This window comes from Micromonospora sp. LHW51205, from assembly GCF_003315815.1.
GTDB classification, from domain to species: Bacteria; Actinomycetota; Actinomycetes; order Mycobacteriales; family Micromonosporaceae; genus Micromonospora; species Micromonospora chalcea.
In genome coordinates, this window is sequence record NZ_QMEZ01000004.1 from 409,729 (window position 1) to 425,263 (window position 15,535).

Annotated in this window: 14 protein-coding genes; 4 read left to right on the forward strand and 10 right to left on the reverse strand. The window is 71.0% G+C overall.

Annotated features, from left to right (window positions below; all coding sequences use genetic code 11):
* Nucleotides 1–20 precede the first annotated feature (20 nt).
* From DQE82_RS17900 to DQE82_RS17920, 5 genes are read right to left on the reverse strand one after another with little or no spacing between them, the layout of a single operon-like run.
* Nucleotides 21–1,157, reverse strand: coding sequence for an acyl-CoA dehydrogenase family protein (locus DQE82_RS17900; protein WP_370446799.1), 1,137 nt, complete (start codon nucleotides 1,155–1,157; stop codon nucleotides 21–23).
* A 38-nt stretch (nucleotides 1,158–1,195) separates the two neighbouring features.
* On the reverse strand, nucleotides 1,196–2,143 hold the full coding sequence (locus tag DQE82_RS17905; protein WP_113973266.1) for a hydroxyacid dehydrogenase: 948 nt from the start codon (nucleotides 2,141–2,143) through the stop codon (nucleotides 1,196–1,198).
* 8 nt (nucleotides 2,144–2,151) lie between these two features.
* A complete protein-coding gene (locus DQE82_RS17910) occupies nucleotides 2,152–3,579 on the reverse strand; it encodes an aldehyde dehydrogenase family protein (RefSeq protein ID WP_113973267.1) in 1,428 nt (475 codons plus the stop codon).
* 2 nt (nucleotides 3,580–3,581) lie between these two features.
* Nucleotides 3,582–4,616, reverse strand: a complete 1,035-nt coding sequence (locus DQE82_RS17915; RefSeq protein WP_113973268.1) for an ABC transporter ATP-binding protein — start codon at nucleotides 4,614–4,616, stop codon at nucleotides 3,582–3,584.
* Nucleotides 4,616–5,650, reverse strand: coding sequence for an ABC transporter ATP-binding protein (locus DQE82_RS17920; protein ID WP_199496023.1), 1,035 nt, complete (start codon nucleotides 5,648–5,650; stop codon nucleotides 4,616–4,618). Before DQE82_RS17920 ends, DQE82_RS17915 begins: the two co-directional genes overlap by 1 nt.
* Before the next feature lie 120 nt (nucleotides 5,651–5,770).
* On the opposite strand from DQE82_RS17920, the gene DQE82_RS17925 reads away from it, so the two are divergent.
* Genes DQE82_RS17925 through DQE82_RS17940 form a run of 4 tightly spaced genes read left to right on the forward strand, consistent with a single transcriptional unit; the run spans nucleotide 5,771 to nucleotide 10,386 of the window.
* Nucleotides 5,771–6,301 (forward strand): Lrp/AsnC family transcriptional regulator, encoded by a 531-nt coding sequence (locus tag DQE82_RS17925; protein ID WP_030499629.1) that lies wholly within the window; start codon nucleotides 5,771–5,773, stop codon nucleotides 6,299–6,301.
* 19 nt (nucleotides 6,302–6,320) lie between these two features.
* The gene (gene nikB / locus DQE82_RS17930; RefSeq protein WP_113973269.1) at nucleotides 6,321–7,268 is read left to right on the forward strand and encodes a nickel ABC transporter permease; all 948 of its coding nucleotides are present in this window, start codon (nucleotides 6,321–6,323) and stop codon (nucleotides 7,266–7,268) included.
* Nucleotides 7,258–8,163: an ABC transporter permease gene (locus DQE82_RS17935; RefSeq protein ID WP_233514699.1), complete on the forward strand. Its 906-nt coding sequence runs from the start codon at nucleotides 7,258–7,260 to the stop codon at nucleotides 8,161–8,163. The genes nikB and DQE82_RS17935 overlap by 11 nt, the downstream gene beginning before the upstream one ends.
* A gap of 36 nt (nucleotides 8,164–8,199) precedes the next feature.
* Nucleotides 8,200–10,386 (forward strand): thiamine pyrophosphate-dependent enzyme, encoded by a 2,187-nt coding sequence (locus DQE82_RS17940; RefSeq protein WP_370446800.1) that lies wholly within the window; start codon nucleotides 8,200–8,202, stop codon nucleotides 10,384–10,386.
* A gap of 62 nt (nucleotides 10,387–10,448) precedes the next feature.
* Here the strand turns inward: DQE82_RS17940 and DQE82_RS17945 are convergent, their stop codons facing one another.
* From DQE82_RS17945 to DQE82_RS17965, 5 genes are all read right to left on the reverse strand, one after another.
* Nucleotides 10,449–11,429 (reverse strand): D-2-hydroxyacid dehydrogenase, encoded by a 981-nt coding sequence (locus DQE82_RS17945; RefSeq protein WP_064447412.1) that lies wholly within the window; start codon nucleotides 11,427–11,429, stop codon nucleotides 10,449–10,451.
* Complete coding sequence (locus DQE82_RS17950) at nucleotides 11,426–11,626, reverse strand: tautomerase family protein (RefSeq protein WP_018786431.1); 201 nt, start codon at nucleotides 11,624–11,626, stop codon at nucleotides 11,426–11,428. The genes DQE82_RS17945 and DQE82_RS17950 overlap by 4 nt, the downstream gene beginning before the upstream one ends.
* A gap of 1 nt (nucleotide 11,627) precedes the next feature.
* On the reverse strand, nucleotides 11,628–12,494 hold the full coding sequence (locus DQE82_RS17955; protein WP_043325191.1) for a tetratricopeptide repeat protein: 867 nt from the start codon (nucleotides 12,492–12,494) through the stop codon (nucleotides 11,628–11,630).
* Nucleotides 12,495–12,558: 64 nt separating this feature from the next.
* Nucleotides 12,559–14,172: an ABC transporter substrate-binding protein gene (locus DQE82_RS17960; protein ID WP_158559980.1), complete on the reverse strand. Its 1,614-nt coding sequence runs from the start codon at nucleotides 14,170–14,172 to the stop codon at nucleotides 12,559–12,561.
* A gap of 31 nt (nucleotides 14,173–14,203) precedes the next feature.
* Nucleotides 14,204–15,259, reverse strand: a complete 1,056-nt coding sequence (locus DQE82_RS17965) for a dipeptidase (RefSeq protein ID WP_043325193.1) — start codon at nucleotides 15,257–15,259, stop codon at nucleotides 14,204–14,206.
* Nucleotides 15,260–15,535: the final 276 nt, after the last annotated feature.

A 15,535-nucleotide genomic window follows, 5' to 3' on the forward strand; every position in this document is an offset into this window, starting at 1 on the left:
GTCACCGGCGGCGCGGCCGGTCAGCGGAAGGCCGCGTGACCGGTGAGCGTCTGCCCGATGATCAGCTGGTGCACCTCGGAGGTGCCCTCGTAGGTGAGCACCGACTCCAGGTTGTTCGCGTGCCGCAGCACCGGGTAGTCGAGCGTGATGCCGGCCGCGCCGAGGATCGTCCGGCACTCGCGGGCGATGGCGATGGCCTCCCGCACGCTGTTGAGCTTGCCCAGGCTGATCTGCCGGTGGTCCAGCGTGCCGGCGTCCTTCAGGGCGCCGATCTGCATCGCCAGCAGCATCCCCTTGCCCAGTTCCAGCGCCATGTCGGCGAGCTTGAGCTGGGTGGCCTGGTACGCGGCGAGCGGCTTGTCGAAGATCTGCCGGCTGCGGGCGTACGCGACGGTGGTCTGCAGGCAGTCGTGCGCGGCGCCGAGCGCGCCGAAGACGATACCGAAGCGGGCCTCGTTGAGGCAGGTCAGCGGCCCGGACAGGCCGGCCGCGCCGGGCAGCATCGCGTCGGCGGGCAGCCGGACGTCGTCGAGGACCAGCTCGGAGGTCACCGAGGCGCGCAGGGAGAGCTTGCGGGTGATCTCCGGCGCGGTGAACCCGGGCGTGCCGGCCGGTACGACGAAACCCCGGATGCCCTCGTCGGTGCGGGCCCACACCACGGCGACGTCGGCCACCGAGCCGTTGGTGATCCACATCTTGGTGCCGTTGAGCACCCAGTCGCCGCCGTCGCGGCGGGCCCGGGTGAGCATGCCGGCCGGGTCCGAGCCGAAGTCCGGTTCGGTGAGCCCGAAGCAGCCGATCGCCTCCCCGGCGGCCATCCGGGGCAGCCATTCGCGCTTCTGCTCCTCGGAGCCGAACCGCCAGATGGCGTACATGGCCAGCGAGCCCTGCACCGAGACCAGGGACCGCAGGCCCGAGTCGCCCGCCTCCAGCTCGAAACAGGCGAGGCCGTACGCGACGGCCGAGGTGCCGGCGCAGCCGTAGCCCTCCAGGTGCATCCCGAGCACGCCCAGCTCACCGAGTTCCCGGGCCAGTTCCCGCACCGGCAGCCGGCCCGCCTCGTACCAGCCGGCGATCTCCGGCCGGATCCGCCGGTCCACGAAGCCGCGCACGGCGGCCTGGAGTTCCCGGGTGTCGTCGTCGACGAGCGTGTCCACACCGAAGTAGTCGAGGGCGGACGCGGGGACGGTCAGTGTCACGTACGGGTTCCTTCCAGGTGGGCGAGGACGCCGCGCGCCACGGCGACGGCCATCGCGTCGAGCGCGTCGGTGGTCATCGCCGCCATGTGCGGGGTGGCGAGGACGCGGGGGTGGTGCAGCATCGGGTCGTCGGCGGCGGGCGGTTCGGGCGCGAACACGTCGACCGCGTAGCCGCGCAGCCGGCCGGCGTCGAGCGCGGCGAGCACCGCCGCGCCGTCGACCACGCCGGCCCGCGCGGTGTTGACGAGCAGCGCGTGCGGCCGCATCCGGGCCAGCGCGGCGGCGCCGATCAGGCCGGTGGTCTGCGGCGTCTGGGGCACGTGCAGGCTGACCACGTCCGATTCGGCGAGCAGCCGGTCCAGGTCCACCAGGTGTACGCCGTCCGGCGGCTCGGTGACCGCCACGTCGTACCCGAGGACCGTCATGCCCATCGCGCGGGCGCGGGCGGCGACGCCCCGGCCGATCGCGCCGAGGCCGACGAGTCCCAGCGTGCGGCCGGTGAGCATGGTGCCGGTCAGTCCGGCGGCGACGACCGAGCCGGGCAGTGACCGGCCGGGCGGGAATCCGCCGGAGGCCAGCGTCGCCACGGCGGGGGTGAGCTGCCGGGCGAGCGCGAGCGCGGCCAGCACGACGAACTCGGCCACCGACTCGGCGTTGGCGCCGGGCGTGCCGACCACCGGGACGCCGAGCCGTTGCGCGGCGGCCAGGTCGATGCCGTCCAGCCCGGCGCCGTGCCGGCCGACGACCTTGAGCCGGGGCGCGGCCTCCAGCATCGCGGCGGTCACCGGCGAGGAGCGCACCACGAGCGCGTCGGCGGTGGCGAGCGGCCCGGCGGCGAGCGCGGCGGGGTCGGTGAGGTGGGCGACGCGCACCTCACCGGCGGCGTGCAGCAGCCGCATCCCGGCCTCGGCGATGGGCTCGGTGAGCAGGATCTGAGGGGACATTGCCGTCCTTACCAGCCGGTGTAGCAGGTCACCGGCACGCTGTAGAAGTCGCGGGCGTAGCCGCCCTGCTCGCGGGGGCCGTGGTTGGAGGCCCCGGTGCCGCCGAACGGCAGGTGCAGTTCGGTGCCGGCGGTGGGCAGGTTGACGGTGACGATGCCGGCGCGGGCGTCGCGCTTGAACCGCTCGGCGGCGGACAGGGAGGTGGTGACGATCCCGGCGGACAGCCCGTAGTCGGTGTCGTTGGCCAGCTCGATCGCCTCGTCGAGGTCGTCGGCGCGGATCACGCAGGACACCGGGCCGAAGATCTCCTCCCGGGCCACCCGCATGTCGTTGTGCGCGCCGACGAGCAGGGTGGGCCGCATGAACTGCCCGTCGTGCGTGCCGCCGGCCGCCACCGCCGCGCCCTCGTCGCGTCCGATCCGGACGTAGTCGAGGTTCTGGTCGAGCTGGCCGGTGCTGACCACCGGGCCGAGCTGGCTGTCCGGGTCGAGCGGGTCGCCGACGCGCAGCGCCCGCGTCGCCTCGGCCAGCGCCGCGACGAACCGGTCGTGGATGCCGGCCGTCACGATCAGCCGGCTGGAGGCGGTGCAGCGCTGGCCGGTGCTGAAGAAGCTGCCGTCCAGCGCGCAGCGCACCGCCACGTCCAGGTCGGCGTCGTCACAGACCACGAGCGGGTTCTTGCCGCCCATCTCCAGCTGGAACCGCTTGTTGCCGTACTCGATGCAGCGCTGGGCGACGTGCGCGCCGGTGCGGGTGCCGCCGGTGAACGAGATGCCGTTCAGCCCGTCGCTGGTGAGCAGTTCCTCCCCGACCACCGAGCCGGCGCCGACGACCAGGTTGAACACGCCGGGCGGGACACCGGCGTCGGCGATGATCCGGGCGAGTTCCCCGGCGCTGGCGGGAACCAGCTCGGCGGGTTTGAGCACGACGGTGTTGCCGTACGCGAGCGCCGGCGCGACCTTCCACGCCGGGATCGCCAGCGGGTAGTTCCACGGCGTGATGATCCCGACCGCGCCCAGTGGACGGCGGCGGACCTCGGCGTGCACGTTCGGCCGGGTGGAGGCGTAGACCTCACCGGTGGGCTGGAGCAGCTGGTGGGCGTAGTAGCGGAACGTCTGGCCGGCGCGGACGACCTCGCCGCGGGCCTCGGCGAGCAGCTTGCCCTCCTCGCGGGCGAGCAGCGTGGCGAGTTCGTCGGCGCAGTCCAGGATGGTGCCGCCGATCCGGTCCAGCATCCGCATCCGGTCGCCGACGGGCAGCTTCGCCCATCCCGGACCGGCCCGGCGGGCCGCCTCGACCGCCGCGCGGGCGGTGTCGCGGTCGGCCACCGCGTACTCGCTGACGACTTCGCCGGGGCGGGCCGGGTTCAGGTTCGGCCGGCGTTCGCCGTCGACCCACTCGCCGTCGACCAGGTTGCGGTGGTAGGGAACGGACACGTCTACCGCCCCGCGCCGGCGGCGGCGACCGGCTCGCCCCGCGGGTCGGTGTTCTCCGGGAAGTGGCAGGCGACCTGGTGGCCGGCGCCGGTGAGCTTCGGCGTCTCGGTCGCGCAGATGTCCTGCGCCTTCCAGCAGCGGGTCCGGAAGCGGCAGCCGGACGGCGGGTTCAGCGGGCTGGGCACGTCACCGCTGAGGATCACCCGCCGGCGCTCGGTCTCGACCAGGGGGTCGGGGATCGGCACCGCCGAGAGCAGGGCCTGGGTGTACGGGTGGCGCGGCCGGTCGTACATGTCCTCGCAGTCCCCCACCTCCACGACCGAGCCGAGGTACATCACCGCGATGCGGTCGCAGAGGTGCCGCACGACGGCCAGGTCGTGGGCGATGAACATCATGGTCAGGCCCAGCTCCTCCTGGAGTTCCTCCAGCAGGTTGACGATCTGCGCCTGCACCGAGACGTCGAGCGCGGAGACCGGCTCGTCGGCGACGATGAACTGCGGGTTGCTGACCAGGGCGCGCGCGATGCCCACGCGCTGGCGCTGGCCGCCGGAGAACTCGTGCGGGTACCTGTCGTGCCACTTCTCGCTGAGCCCGACCATCTGCATGGTCTGCAGCGCTTTGGCCCGCCGCCCGGCCGCCGGCAGGTCGGAGTGCACGAGCAGCGGTTCCTCGATCAGCTCGCCGACGGTCATCCGGGGGTTCAGCGAGGCGAACGGGTCCTGGAAGATCATCTGCATCTGCCGGCGCATGGCCCGCATCCGCCGCCGGTCCAGCGTGGTCAGTTCGGTGCCGTCGAACGTGACGGTGCCCTGGCTGGGCTTGAGCAACTGGAGAATGGCCCGGCCGGTGGTGGACTTGCCGCAGCCGGACTCGCCGACGACGCCGATGATCTCGCCCCGCCGGACGTCCAGGTCCACACCGGAGACCGCGCGCAGCCGGGCCGGCAACAGCGAGCCGCGCACCGGCACCTTGAAGTCGACGGCCAGGTCACGCACGCGCAGCAGCGGGTCCGGGGCGGTGTCGGTGGTGGGGGTCATCAGCGCACCTCCGCGCTCTGGTCGGCGAAGCGGTCCTCGGTGGTCAGCCAGCCGCCCTGGTCCGCCGGGCGCATGCCCCAGCAGCGGGTGAGCTGGTCGCGTTCCGGCACTGTGGTCAGGCCGGGCGCCTTGTCCTGGCAGACGTCGCGGGCGTGGACGCAACGCGGCGCGAAGCGGCAGCCGGGCGGGATCTCCGACAGCTCCGGCGGGCGGCCGGCGATCGGGCGCAGCTTGCCGCCCCGGGCCTGGTCGAGGCGGGGCACCGAGCCGAGCAGACCCCAGGTGTACGGCATCTGCGGCTGGTGGAACAGGTCGACGGTCCCGGCGCGCTCGACGATCTGGCCGGCGTACATGACGTTGACGCGCTCGGCCATGCCGGCGACCACGCCGAGGTCGTGGGTGATGAGCAGGACCGCGGTGCGCGTCTCCAGGGCCAGTTCCCGCAGCAGGTCCAGCACCTGCGCCTGGATGGTGACGTCGAGCGCGGTGGTGATCTCGTCGGCGAGGATCAGCCGCGGCCGGCAGGAGAGCGCCATGGCGATCATGACGCGCTGGCGCATGCCGCCGGAGAGCTGGTGCGGGTACGAGCTGAGCCGGGTCTCCGCCGCCGGGATGCGCACCATGTCCAGCAGCTCGACCGCCCGCTTGCGCGCGGCCCGGCGGCTCATTCCGAGGTGCAGTTCCAGCGCCTCGGTCATCTGCCGGCCCACGGTCAGCACCGGGTTCAGCGAGGTCATCGGATCCTGGAAGATCATCGAGATGCCCTTGCCGCGCACCGCGCGCAGGTCCCGCGCGGACAGTCGCAGCAGGTCCCGTCCCTCGAAGAGCACCTGGCCACCGGTCACCTGGCCGGCCGGCGGCACGATCAGGCCCATGATGGACTGAGCGGTCGCCGACTTCCCGCAGCCGGACTCGCCGACGAGGGCGACCATCTCCCCTGCGTCGACAGTGAACGACACCCCGTCCACCGCCGTCACCGAGCCCCGCGCGCCGCGGAATTCGGTGCGCAGGTCCCGGACCTCCAACAAGGCCATCGATCCCCCTGAGTTAAACTCCCGAACGCCACCATTCGTCATCCGGGAGTGTTGCACAGACGATGTTCGTCGTCTAGGCTCCCGGCAGCGACGAATTCCGTCACTAAGAGTTGGAGCGAGATGGCATCCAAGAGCTCGATCGAGAAAGATCGCAGCATCATCCGGGAGCTCGTTCAGGATCCACGGCAGACGAACGTCGCACTGGCGGCGAAGGTCGGCCTCTCCGAGGGATCCGTACGACGCCGGGTGGAACGGCTTGTCACCGAGGGTCAGCTGCAGTTCGCCGCGATTCCCAGCGCCGCCTTCATGGGGCGGCCGGTGCACACGCTGTTCGAGATCCAGAGCGCTCCGGGTGCCACAGAAAGGCTCATCGACAAGCTCGCCGGGATGCCGGAGATCGCGTACGTCTACCACGTGACCGGCCAGTTCGACATCATCGCCGTCGGCTACTTCGCCTCCAGCAACGCCATGCGGCGGTTCTGGACGGAGCGGCTGGGCAACCTCGACGGGGTGATGGAGAGCCGGTCGGTGATGGTGCTACGGGTCGCCAAGCGCGCGCACGAATGGGCGCGCGACATCGCCGTCACGGGGGACGAGGAAGCCGGCTGGGACGCGGAAGCCGACCCCGGCACACCCGGCGCAGACACCTGACCGACCGGAGAAACCCGCAATGCTGCGCATCACGTTGACCCGTCTCTTATCGGTTATTCCAGTCCTTTTCGGGATCTCGGTGATCTCATTCCTGGTCATCCGCATGATTCCCGGCGACGTGATCAGCTCGATCATGGGTCAGGACTTCGGCGACCCCGCGATCGAGGCGGAGATGCGCCGCTACTTCGGGCTCGACATGCCCGTGTACGAACAGTTCCTGAGGTGGCTCGGCGCCCTCGTCCAGGGCGACTTCGGCACCTCGATGCGCACCGGCCAGCCGGTGCTGGAAGAGATCATGCAGCGCCTTCCGTCCACGCTGCTGCTGGCCGTGTCGGCGCTGCTGGTCTCGATCCTCATCTCGATTCCGCTCGGGGTACTCAGCGCCACCAAGCGCAACGGGCTGCTGGACGCCACCACCCGGGTCGGCTCGCTGGTCGGGCTGTCGCTGCCGAACTTCTGGCTCGGCATCCTGCTGGTGTACGTCTTCTCGGTGTCGCTGGGCTGGCTGCCGTCGCAGGGCGCGGGTGAGGGTGAGGGCTTCTGGGGCACCCTGAAGCACCTCGTCCTCCCCGCCGTGACGCTCGGCTCCAGCCTCGCCGCGATCAGCATGCGGATGACCCGCTCCAGCATGCTGGAGGTGCTCAACCAGGACTACGTGCGCACCGCCCGGTCCAAGGGCCTCGCCGAGCGCGTGGTCATGGCCCGGCACGCGCTGCGCAACTCGCTGATCCCGGTCGTGACGGTGCTGGGCATCCAGGCCGGCGCGCTGCTGGGCGGCACTGTCATCGTCGAGCAGGTGTTCGCCTGGCCGGGCCTGGGGACGATGGTCATCCGCGGCATCTCCCAGCGCGACTACCCGGTCGTCCAGGGCACCCTGCTCTTCCTGGCCTTCTTCTACGTCGTCGTCAACTTCCTCGTAGACCTCATCTACACCTACCTGGATCCGAGGTTGCGCAGTGGTCACTGACATCGCCCCCGACCGCCGCCCCGCCGAGGCGGCGTCCACTCGCAGGACCTCCCGCAACCTGGAGGTGCTGCGCCTGATCTGGCGGGACCGGGTGGGCGCCATCGGCCTGGTCATCGTGGTGCTGATGGTCGCCGCGGCGGCGCTGGCCCCGCTCATCGCCCCGTACGACCCGACCGCCATGTCCAACCAGCGGCTCGCCGCGCCCGGCGGCGACTTCCTGCTCGGCGCCGACGAGGCCGGCCGCGACCTGCTCAGCCGGGCCCTGTACGGCGCACGCACCTCGCTGACCGTCAGCCTGATCGTGGTGACCTGCGCGGGCGCGATCGGCGTCCTGCTCGGACTGCTCGCCGGCTTCTACCGGGGCTTCCTCGACGCGATCATCACCCCGGCCACCGACATCATGTTCGCCTTCCCCACGCTGCTGCTCGCGCTGGCGGTCGTCGCCGCCCGGGGCCCCGGCACGGAGAACCTGATCATCGCCCTGATCCTCGTGTTCATCCCGAGCTTCGCCCGCGTCGTACGCGGCACGGCGATGTCGGTGCGCCGCGAGCCGTACGTGGAGTCCGGCCAGGCGGTCGGGCTCACCAACGCCCGGCTGATCTTCAAGTACATCCTGCCCAACTCGGTCGCCCCGATCGCGGTGCAGTTCACCACGAGCCTGGCCACCGCCATCCTGGTCGAGGCGTCCCTGGGCTACCTCGGGCTCGGCGTGCAGCCGCCCCAGCCGTCCTGGGGGTCGATGCTCTCCAGCGGCAAGGCGTTCATGGAGATGTCGATCTGGCCGTCGGTCGTCCCCGGCGTCTGCATCATGATCGCGGTGCTGGGCTTCAACCTGCTGGGCGACACCCTCCGCGACGTGCTCGACCCGCGACTGCGCGGCCGTTCCAGCCGCTGACCCCTCGCACCCCCGGCAAGGAGCAACGTGGAAACCATCGACGAACACCTGGTTCGTCAACTGTCGGAATGGTCGGCGGGCGCCGCGGCGCCCGCCGACCCGTCGCCGGACGTCGAGATCGACGCCGGCCTGCTGCTCGACTACTTCGACGCCCAGATCCAGAGCCGCCACCTCGACCTCGCGTTGCGCTGGCTGCAGTCGAAACGGGACGGCTTCTACACGATCGGATCCAGCGGCCACGAGAGCAACGCCGCCGTCGCGCTGGCGCTGCGACCGACCGATCCGGCGCTGCTGCACTACCGGTCCGGCGGCTTCTACGCCGCCCGGGCCGGGCAGGTCCCCGGCTCCACCCCGATCACCGACGTGCTGCACTCCGCCGCCGCGTCCCGGCGGGACCCGATCTCCGGCGGCCGGCACAAGGTGTTCGGGCACCGGGCGCTGAACGTCATCCCGCAGACCTCGACGATCGCCTCGCACCTGCCCCGCGCGATGGGCATGGCGTTCGCGCTGGAACGGGGCGTCGGCGACACCGGTTACCCGGCCGACGCGGTGGTGGTGTGCAGCTTCGGCGACGCCTCGGCCAACCACTCCACCGCAGTGGGCGCGCTGAACGCCGTCGGGTGGGCCGCCCACCAGGGGCTCGGGATGCCGGTGCTGTTCGTCTGCGAGGACAACGGCATCGGCATCAGCACCCGGTCCCCGCACGGCTGGGTGGACCGGATGCTGTCCGCGCTACCAGGCCTGGACTACACCGCCGTCGACGGCGCCGATCCCGCGCGGCTGCTCGCCGTCGCGGGCGAGGTGGCCGATCGGGTACGCGCCGGACGCCGCCCTGCCGTGCTGCACCTGCGCACGGTCCGGTTCATGGGCCACGCCGGCTCCGACGCGGAACTGGCGTACCGGTCCCGGTCGGAGATCCTCGCCGACTACGCCCGCGACCCGCTGCTGGCCACGGCGGCGGTGCTGGCCCGGCGCGGCATCCTCGCCCCGGCCGAGAGCCTGGCCCGCTACGAGCAGACCCGCAAGCTGGTCATGGACCAGGCCGAGGCGATGCTCGGGCGGGTCGAGCGGCTGCCCGACGCGGCTGCGGTGACCGCTCCGCTGACCGAACGCCGGACCGACCGGGTCAGCGCGGCCGCCGGACGGGCCGGCGCCGGGCGGGACAAGGTGTTCGGCGGCAAGCTCCCCGAGTCGCGCGGACCGCTCACGCTCGCCCAGTCGGTCAACGCCGCGCTGCACGACGCGCTGCTCACCTGGCCGCAGGCGCAGGTCTTCGGCGAGGACGTGGCCCGCAAGGGCGGCGTCTACGGCGCCACCCGCGGGCTGCGCAAGGCGTTCGGCGCGAACCGCGTGTTCGACACGCTGCTGGACGAGCAGACCATCCTCGGGGTGGCGCTCGGCGGCGCGCTGGCCGGCACGCTGCCGATCCCGGAGATCCAGTACCTCGCCTACCTGCACAACGCCGAGGACCAGCTGCGCGGCGAGGCCGCGTCGCTGCGGTTCTTCTCCGACGGGCAGTACGGCAACGGCATGGTGGTCCGGATCGCCGGGCTGGCGTACCAGAAGGGGTTCGGCGGGCACTTCCACAACGACAACTCGGTGGCGGTGCTGCGGGACATCCCCGGCCTGGCGCTGGCCGTCGCCTCCCACCCGGTCACCGCGCCGGCGCTGCTGCGGCAGTGCCTCGCGCTGGCCGAGCAGGAGAAGCGGGTCTGCGTGTTCCTGGAGCCGATCGCGCTCTACCACACCCGTGACCTGCACAGCGACGGCGACGGCGGCTGGCTGGCCCGGTACGCCCCGCCGGACGAGTGGGCGGCCACCGAGACGCCGCTCGGACAGGTCCGGACCGTACGCGACGGCGACGACCTGGCGCTCGTCACGTTCGGCAACGGCGTGCCGATGAGCCTGCGGGTGGCCGAGACGCTGGCCGCCGAGCGGGGCGCCGGCACCCGCGTCGTGGACCTGCAGTGGCTCGCGCCGCTGCCGGCCGCGAGTATGCTCGCCGCGCTCGACGGCGTACCCCGGGTGCTGGTGGTGGACGAGACCCGCGCCGGCGGCGGCGTCTCCGAGGCGGTGGTGGCCGCCCTGGTTGACGCCGGTTACCCGGGGCGGATCTCCCGCGTCAACAGCGTCGACAGCTACGTCCCGCTGGGCCCGGCGGCCGACCACGTCCTGCTCGGTGAGCACGACGTGCTGACTGCGGCCCGCGCGCTGCTCGACTGACGTACGGCACGACGAAGGCGGCCCACCGGATCGATCCGGTGGGCCGCCTCTCGTTCGGCCGCTCAGTACCCCAGGTCGGGCTGCCGCTTCAGGCCGGCCAGCTGCTCGCCGGCCAGGTAACGCTCCAGGTTGACGCAGAAGTCGGCGTAGAGCCGCTGGAGGTTGCCGGTGCCGCGGAACGACGTGTGCGGGGTGATGGTGGTGTTCGGCAGGTCCCACAGCCGGTGGTCGGCCGGCAGCGGCTCCTCCTCGAACACGTCCAGCACCGCGCCGGCGATCCGGCCGGACCGCATCGCGTCGACCAGGGCGTCCTCCACCACGAGAGCGCCCCGCCCGACGTTCACCAGCACCGCCGACTCCTTCATCGCCGCGAAGTGCTCGGCGTCGAAGAAGTAGCGGTTCTCGGTGGTCAGCGGCATGGCCAGGACCACCGAGTCGGCCTCCGGCAGCACGGCCATGTGCTCGGCGTACGGGATCACCCGGTCGAAGCCCTCGGCCGGAGTGCCGGAGCGGTTCACCCCGATCACGTCGACGCCGAGCGCGCGGGCCCGCCAGGCCACCTCGCCGCCGATGCCGCCGGTGCCGAAGACGAGCATCGTGCTGCCGATGAAGTCCCGGCCGGTGATTCGCACCCACTCCCGGCGCTCCTGCGCCTCCCGGTGCTCCGGGAACGCGCGGAAGCGCATCAGCACCGCGCCGATGGCGTACTCGGCGATCGGCACGTTGTAGGAGTTGGGCGACCGGGTGTAGAGCAGCCCCTCGGCGAGGCGGCGCTGCATCAGCTCGCCGCCCACCCAGTCGAACCCGGCCGCGGTGATCTGCACCCACCGCAGCCGGTCACACTTGGCCAGCAGCTCGTCGAAGGTGTCCTCGTTCATCGCGCTGCGCAGGATCACCTCGGCGTCGAGCCACTCGTCGCGTACCGGCTCACCGTCCGGTACCGGGCTGAACCGGCACTGCGGGAACCGCTCCCGCAGCTGCGGGAGCAGGTCCGACAGGTTGGGCGTGAGCAGGATGTGCGGTCCCGCGGCGGCGCCGGTCACGAGGACTCCTGCGCACGCTTCCGGTTGTTGTACGTCACGCCGCCCTTGGCCCAGTTGTCGTACGACACCTCGTAGAGCAGGACGTGGGTGTTCTCGCGCGGCGAGCCGTACTTGACCAGCACGTCGGTCAGGTCGGCGATCATCGCTTCCTTGGTGGCCTGGTCCCGCTTGCCGATCTCGGCACGGATGATTGCCATCTCAGTTCTCCTTGCTCGTGGTCGCGAAGTCCGGGTTGCGCTCGTACTCGGCCTTGACTGCCAGGTACGCGAAGGCGTGCGTGACGCGGGTCTTCAGCACCCCGTCGAACACCTCACGCGCCTTGTCGACGTCACCGTTGTAGTAGTGCCAGTTACCGAGGCCGTACCCCTGGGTGACGGTCTTGAGGCTGTTGCCGTCGCACATCGCCCACAGCTCGTCCGGGCCGATCTCGCCGGTGTAGAGCTTCATCCGGCCCTCGTAGCCGACCAGGTGCGGCTCGTCGACCAGGTCGACAGTGCGGAACCGGTCGAGCACCTCCTCGGCCTCGGCGGTCCGGCCGAGGCGCCGCAGCGCCATGTACTGCCAGTCCTGCGACGCGACCAGGCCCTCCTGGTGCCGGGACGCCTTCTCCGACTCGGCGAAGCTGGGCAGGCAGCCCTCCAGGTCACCGGCGAGGTACTGGGCGACGCCCAGGTGGTACCAGACGGAGGCGTGCAGCGTGGTGTTGTAGCGGCCGAGGATCTCCGGGTTCGCGGCGGCGTCGGTGTCGCTGAGGTGCTGCGGGCGCACGTCCTCGGGCCGGCCGAGGATCAGGCTGACGACGTCCTTCTCCACCTCCGGCTGGTACATCTCGTACTCGTCCTCGACGCCGGCGAGCTGGTCGGCGGCGGCGCGCAGGTCCGCGATCGCGCCGGCGTAGTCACTGATGGAGATCCGCCGGTGGCCGCGGAAGCGCAGCAGGCGCGGGCTGTCCGGTTCCAGTTCGAGTGCCTCGGTGAGCAGCGCCACGGACTCCTCGTGCTTGCCGAGGTAGCCCTTCAGCCGGGCGGCGATGACGTAGCGATGGGTCAGGGGTACGGCCGTCATGGATTGCCTTTCGTCGCGGTGCGGCGGAGGGGACGCCGTGGGCCGGCGTCCCCTCCGCGACTCGTCAGCGGTCGAGCCAGAGGTGCCGGTAGAAGCGGTAGGTCGGCGTGGGGTCACCCCGGTAACCCATGACGTCCTTCTGCACGACGTCGAAGTCGGCGTTCAGGAAGGTCATGGCCACCGGGCCCCGCTCGGCCAGGATCTTCTCGGCCTGCTGGTAGAGCTGGGCGCGCTTGTCCTTGTCCAGCTCGGAGCGGGCCTTGACGATCAGGTCCTCGTACTCCGGGTCGGACCAGTTGCCGTAGTTCAGGCCGCCGCCCTTGAGGAAGCTGGCGGTGAACCGCTCGTCCGGGTCGTAGGTCAGGCCGAAGCCGGACTGGTACATGTCGAAGTCCCCGGACTTCGTCTTGGTGTCGGCGATGGTGGACTCGACCGACTCCAGCGTCACCTTGATGCCGATCTTGGCGAGCTGCTGCTGCTCCACCTCCGCCGAGCGCACCTGGAACGCCGAGGTGGCGATCACCATGAGCTTGGCGTCGAAGCCGTTCGGGTAACCCGCCTCGGCCAGCAGCGCCTTGGCCTTCTCGATGTCGGGCTTGCCGTACACCGGCTCCTTCAGCGCGCCGAAGCGGTCCGGCGGCAGGTAGCCGGCGTTGAGCGCGGTGCCGAAGCCGGAGTTGGCGACGTTCAGGATCTCCTGCCGGTCCAGCGCCAGGTAGATGGCCTGCCGGACCTTGACGTTGTCGTACGGCGCCTTCGAGGTGTTCAGCCGCAGGTGCAGCGACAGCGAGCCGGAGCCGCCGTACCACTTGAGCTTCTCGTCGCGCTTGAGCGCGTCGATGAACTCCGGCGCGGGCCGCCACAGGAAGTCGACGGTGCCGCTGCGCACGGCGGCGGCGCGGGCGTTGTCGTCCGGGTTGAACGTGAAGTCCAGCCCGTCCAGGTACGGAACCCCGGACTCCCAGTACTTGTCGTGCTTGTCCAGCTTGATGGCCTGGCCGGTGGTCCGGGCGGCGAGCTTGAACGGCCCGCTGCCGCCGTCGACGCTGCCGTTGAGGTCGCCCTGCTTCTCGACCACGGTCCGGTCGACGATCGACGACGCGGCGGTGGACAGCAGGGTCAGGATGGCGGCGTTGGGCTTGGCCAGCTTCATCACGACGGTACGCTCGTCGGGCGCCTCGACCGAGGTGATGCCCTCGTAGCTACGGGCGCGCGGCGCCCGGGTGGCCGGGTCCTTGATCCGCTCGATCGAGTACTTCACGTCGGCGGCGGTCACCTTGCGGCCGCTGTGGAAGTACGCGTTGTCGCGCAGCTTGAACGTCACGGTCTGGCCGTCCGCGCTCAGCTCCCACGACTCGGCGATCGCCGGCTTGATCTCGCCCCGGTACGACTGCACGAGCGACTCGTAGATCTGCTCGTTGATGACGAAGGCCGAGGTCTCCGACATCCGGTGCGGGTCGAGTTCGTTGGCGTCCAGCCGGATCATGATCCGCAGGCGGCCACCGGACTTCGGCGTGCCGGCGGCCTGCGTCTCGTCCTCGAGCTTGACGTTGCTGGTGAGGCCGTCGCTGGCGTTGCCACCGGACTTGCCCGACGGCGGCTCGCCGCCTCCGCAGCCGGCCGCGAGCGTCGTCACGACGCCCACCGCCAGCGCTCTCATCAGAATTCGGGTACGCATCAGTCTCCTTGGCAGTGTCACGATTAGCGCTTCATCGCGCGGCCGGCTTCCATGCCTCCCCATAGACCCGAAGCCAGTTGCCGCCGAGGATCTTGATCACGTCCTCCGGCGAGAATCCGCCGGCCAGAAGCGCCTCGGTGATGTTGGGGAAGTCCGCGGCGTCGTCCATGCCGATCGCCCGGCGCTCCTCCCATCCGAAGTCACCGAGCAGGTTCTGGTGCTCCTTCGAGTTCGCCTGCGCGATGCTCTTGAGCTGCGCGATCCGCATCTCCTCGGTCCACGTCTCGTCGTAGTCGGTGGCGACGGCGACGTGGTCGACGCCGGCCACCTCCACCACACGGCAGACGTGCTCCACGAAGCGGGTCAGGTCCGGACGACGGGACGGGTCCTCCGGGTGGTACAGGAACCCCGACAGGGTGGTGATGCCCATGACGCCGCCCTGCTCGGCGAGGCGCCGCAGGTATCCGTCCGACTTGGCGCGGATGTGCGGCGACAGCGCGTCGCAGAAGGCGTGCGTGACGACGACCGGCTTGTCCGAGGCGTCCATCGCGTCCAGGCCGGTGCGCTCGCCGCTGTGCGAGACGTCGACCAGCACGCCCAGCTCGTTCATCGCCTTGACGAAGGCACGGCCCCGGTGCGTCAGCCCCGAGTCGGTGTCCTCGCCGCAGCCCGCGCCGAGCAGGTTCTGCCGCTGGTAGGTCAGCTGAAGGATGCGGACGCCCAGGTCGTGGAACGTGCCGAGCAGGTCGAGGTCACCCCCGATCATCTCGGTGTCCTGCGGGCCGAGGATGACGGCCTCCTTGCCCTCGGCCTTGGCCCGGTGGATGTCGTCCACGGTCAGGGCGAGCAGCACCTCGTCCGGGTGCGCGTCGATCCACCTGCGGCAGCGGTTGACCTCGCGCAGGGCGGTGACGGTGTCCGCGTACGGCCGGGTGACCGTGTGGTTGACCGCGGTGACGCCTCCTCGCCGGATCCGGTCGAGGTGGGCGTCGCTCAGCTCGATGACCGTGCTTCCGTCCACCACTGTTGCGGCGGCGTGCAGGTCGGCGGCGGAACGAACGGGTTGGGCGGTGGCGGCAGTCTTCACGTCATCTCCAGATCATCGGAAGATGCCGAGACTCTACGAGCCACGCCAGTTGTTGTCCATGAAATCTCAGCAACTCGTCGGTAGATAGCTTTGAACCGACGAATTTCGTCGTTATAGCTCTAGCAAACCGATCGAGGGTGCCCGTCCGGCGCGAATCCGCCATAGCGCGAGAAGACCCTTATGGAAGACAAATACGGCATGGTGCACAGTGGACCGGCGCGGGTCACACCGGACACGAGAAGCGCCCGGCCGGAGCCGGGCGCTTCGTCGAGAGGT